The organism is Synechococcus sp. WC101 (assembly GCF_047461555.1).
Lineage (GTDB): Bacteria > Cyanobacteriota > Cyanobacteriia > Thermostichales > Thermostichaceae > Thermostichus.
The window spans coordinates 1-3,307 of record NZ_JANSHG010000205.1 but is presented as its reverse complement, the minus strand read 5'-3'; the positions used below and the strand labels follow the sequence as shown (position 1 = coordinate 3,307).

Here is a 3,307-nt window from a genome sequence, read left to right as displayed (position 1 = left end):
CTGTGGCGCGGCGACCAAGAACAGCCGCCGCCCATCCAGTGTCACGGCCTCCGTTTGGATGGAAGCGGTGGGCAGGCCAAGCAGCTCATCCAAGCGGGGCAAGTGCGGGTGAATGGTGAGGTGGAAACCCGGCGGGGACGCAAGCTGCGCCCTGGGGATGAAGTGGCCGTGGGAGGTGGAGTTTGGCGAGTGCGCCTGGATAAGACCCCAAAGTCAGATCAGTGAACGGGTCAGTGCAACCGGATCAAAAGAAGCATGGCCAAGGCCCCGATTCCCCCTGCCACCGCAAACTGCCATTCCAGCCCCCACAGCAGGCAGGCAACTCCGGCCAGGATCTGGATCCCACCGGTGATCCAGTAGGGGAGACGCGGCGGATCCACCAGGCCGTTGAGCCAGTGACCCAGCCCCATTTGCCACAGCCAAAACACCCCCAGGTATGGGCTCAAAGCCGCCAAAGGGGTACGTCCGACAAAGGGCAGCACCGAGAGGATCATGCCCTGGGCAATCACCAGCGTCCACACCAAGCCCACAAAGTAGAGATGGGCCAGTCCGGCTGTTCGAAACTCCGGCAGCCTGGTCTGCCGCACCATGTAGCCCAAGCCAACCAGGGAAATCACCAGCCACAGCCAGTTGATGTTGGCCTCTTGGTGAAACTGGGTGGCAGCAAACCCAATCCCCAAAAGGACGGCCCAAACCAGGTACACCCGCCGACAAATGTTCCAGAAGGGAAGAGGGGATCCCAGGGGTTCCATTTGCATGGCCTTCACCTAATCGACGACGACAATGCGGCCCACCATGCTGGGGTGGATATCGCAGAAATATTCCTGGATCCCAGCTACTTCGAACACCACCGCTTTGCTCTCGTTGCGACTTAGCCGTCCCGTCCCTTGAAACTGCGCTCCCTCCACAGGAGTAGCCGTGTGGGGGGTGGAATCCAGGTTGGTGAAGGTCACCTTGCCCCCCCGCTTGAGGGTAACCTCCGAGGGCAGGTATTGAAACCCCCGAATGATTACCTCTGCTGCCGCCGTTGCTTCGACAGGATCCCGCTCCGCAACGGAGCTGGCTTGTCGCCACCGATCCACGGCCAAGATGGCCCCCGCATTGAGCAGGGATCCCAGCCCACTGAGCAACAGCAACCGCCGCGTCATTGGCATAGGGCTTTCTCCACACAGGTTAGGAAGCGAAAAAAAGCTGAGGCGTTCAGAAGAAGGCGATTGCGACAGCGGTGTGGAACACCTTGACCTCCAAAGATCTCCAAACCCCAAGATCCTACAGAGGACGTTGGAAGGCTTTGGAGATCAGCGCCGGTGGGGGTTCCACACCTTGCTGTCGCCGGGGGTTGGCGGCTTTAGCTGGAAGTCATCGCCGGCAGGGGCTTTACACCTTCAGGATCCAGCGCTCCCGAGTCTCGGCGCTGACAAAGGGGGCAGGCACCACCAGAATGCTGGGATCAAGGCTGTGGAACACGGCCCGGATTGCGGTGGCATGGGCAACTTCGTTGGGGCCAATGGTGCTGGCAGCAGCCACCAGGTCTTTGTTGGAAAGCTGGACAAAGGCATCGTTGTAGGCTAGGGCCGCATCGAACTCCAGAGCCAAGGCCAGCTTGGCGATGTTGGCATCGGAATCGAGATTGCCTTCTTTGTTGTCGATGTAGGTGGAAAGGTCGTAGCTATCCCGGGCCCGAGAGGGGATCCCTCCCAGTTGCCGCACGGCGCCCGCCAGCAGATCCCGGTGCTGTTCGTGATCCTTCAGGTTCTTGGTGGCCACTTCCAACACGATCTTGCCCACCTCAGTATTGCTCAACTTGCCGGCAGCGGTTTTGTAGGCCCAGATTGCCTGCTGTTCCAAGTCAATGGCCGCGTTGAGGATGGCGATGTCGGCAGTGTTGGACTGGGCGGCACCGGGCAGGGTGCGCAATCCAATTGCTCCACCTACGCCCGCCAGCAAACCAGCCAACAACAAGCTGCGGCGGGAGGTTGCAGGGCTGGGATCCCATTCGGCGGCCAATTGAGGCAGAGCGAAGGGAGTCTTTGCAGTCTTCATCTCAAGTCTCCTGTCTCGAAAGATGGCAACCAACCTTCAGGGGCTTGCTCTGGGTCGGGCAATTCCCTCTGGCCTGGTCTGATGGAGATACGCCGTGGATGCCGCCGCGGATGCCTGAGGGAAGAGATTTTCGTGGTCAAATAGCCATGAAATGCCTCCTCGAACTCCCCTCTCCCTCTGGGAGAAGGTCCGGGCTATCTTAAAAGCGTGTCCAACGGCTCCAGTGGGGGCCAGCATTCGGTCGGTAGTGTCGTTATCCATCCATGCGATTCTGGGCGTGAACTTACACATTGCTCTGCCGGAGGCCAGCCTACAGAGCTACGCCACCTGGATTGAGGCGCGTATTCGGGAGGGTCAGGGCGCTCAGGTGGTTACCTGCAACCCGGAAATGATCATGCAGGCGCAGCGGGATCCCGCCTTTGCCCAGGTGCTGCAAGCGGCGGAGCTAGTGATCCCCGATGGCATTGGGGTGGTGTGGGCCCTGCGGCGGCAGGGGATCCGCGTCCAGCGGGTGCCGGGGATCGAGCTGGCAGAAACCCTGATCCCGTTGGCGGCAGAACGGGGGTGGCGCTTGGCCCTGGTGGGGGGAAGGCCGGAAGTCAACCGGGCAGCAATTCGATATTGGCAAGCCCAGTGTCCTGCTTTGGCCCTCTGGGGCTACCACGGCTACTTCTCTAGCGAGGAAGAAAAAGAGCTTCTGCAAGCTCTCCAGGAATTTCGACCGCAACTGGTGTGGGTGGGGCTGGGATCCCCGCGGCAGGAGCTGTGGATCCAAAAGTGGCGTCCCCTGTTGCCCCAAGCCATCTGGATGGGGGTGGGGGGCAGCTTGGACATTTGGGCCGGCCAAAAACGGCGAGCGCCCCGTTGGTGGCGTGACCATCACCTGGAATGGTTGTATCGTCTCTATCAGGAACCCTGGCGCTGGCGACGCATGTTAGCTCTGCCCAGCTTTGTCTGGCGAGTGCTGTGGGATCCCTCTTCTCGTTTGCGCCCCTAGTCTGCCGGCGCTCTCTCCCTCCTCTGTATAGGCGCTTACTATGGTGATCGGTCAGCACATCGGCTATCCTCCTCGCTTACACCGTTGGGCGGGTACGGCTCCGACCCCTCATCCCCCTGCCCCAGCCCATCCAGAGGCCACCCTGGGCTTTTACAGCAGCACCCAATCCGGATCCCTGCAAGCCCCGGCCAGCATGGTGTCGCTGCGGGGGGTGAGCAAGGTCTTTCCCAACGGCAACTTAATTTTTCAGGATGTGAACTTGGAGGT

General features: G+C 60.7%; 5 protein-coding genes and 1 pseudogene. 3 read left to right on the top strand and 3 right to left on the bottom strand.

Features of this window, described 5'->3' with window-relative positions:
- Positions 1-225 carry an RNA-binding S4 domain-containing protein gene (locus NW809_RS11460; protein ID WP_414402187.1) on the top strand — a complete coding sequence of 75 codons (225 nt, stop codon included), beginning with the start codon at positions 1-3 and terminating at the stop codon, positions 223-225.
- A 5-nt stretch (positions 226-230) separates the two neighbouring features.
- Here NW809_RS11460 and NW809_RS11455 read toward each other — a convergent pair whose 3' ends face one another.
- The 3 genes from NW809_RS11455 to NW809_RS11445 form a co-directional block, all read right to left on the bottom strand.
- Positions 231-758: a hypothetical protein gene (locus NW809_RS11455; RefSeq protein WP_414329583.1), complete on the bottom strand. Its 528-nt coding sequence runs from the start codon at positions 756-758 to the stop codon at positions 231-233.
- A gap of 9 nt (positions 759-767) precedes the next feature.
- Positions 768-1,154, bottom strand: coding sequence for a cupredoxin domain-containing protein (locus tag NW809_RS11450; protein WP_414329581.1), 387 nt, complete (start codon positions 1,152-1,154; stop codon positions 768-770).
- 223 nt (positions 1,155-1,377) lie between these two features.
- Positions 1,378-2,043: a DUF4439 domain-containing protein gene (locus NW809_RS11445; protein ID WP_011433484.1), complete on the bottom strand. Its 666-nt coding sequence runs from the start codon at positions 2,041-2,043 to the stop codon at positions 1,378-1,380.
- 247 nt (positions 2,044-2,290) lie between these two features.
- Here NW809_RS11445 and NW809_RS11440 point away from each other — a divergent pair, with 247 nt between their 5' ends.
- Positions 2,291-3,040, top strand: a complete 750-nt coding sequence (locus tag NW809_RS11440; protein ID WP_414402186.1) for a WecB/TagA/CpsF family glycosyltransferase — start codon at positions 2,291-2,293, stop codon at positions 3,038-3,040.
- A gap of 40 nt (positions 3,041-3,080) precedes the next feature.
- Positions 3,081-3,307: pseudogene (locus NW809_RS11435) on the top strand (hypothetical protein); the annotation flags it as partial.

Bases quoted from the DNA above. Each gene is read 5' to 3' on its own strand.
- NW809_RS11455 (WP_414329583.1), bottom strand. From the start codon at position 758: ATGCAAATGGAACCCCTGGGATCCCCTCTTCCCTTCTGGAACATTTGT.
- NW809_RS11450 (WP_414329581.1), bottom strand. From the start codon at position 1,154: ATGCCAATGACGCGGCGGTTGCTGTTGCTCAGTGGGCTGGGATCCCTG.
- NW809_RS11445 (WP_011433484.1), bottom strand. From the start codon at position 2,043: ATGAAGACTGCAAAGACTCCCTTCGCTCTGCCTCAATTGGCCGCCGAA.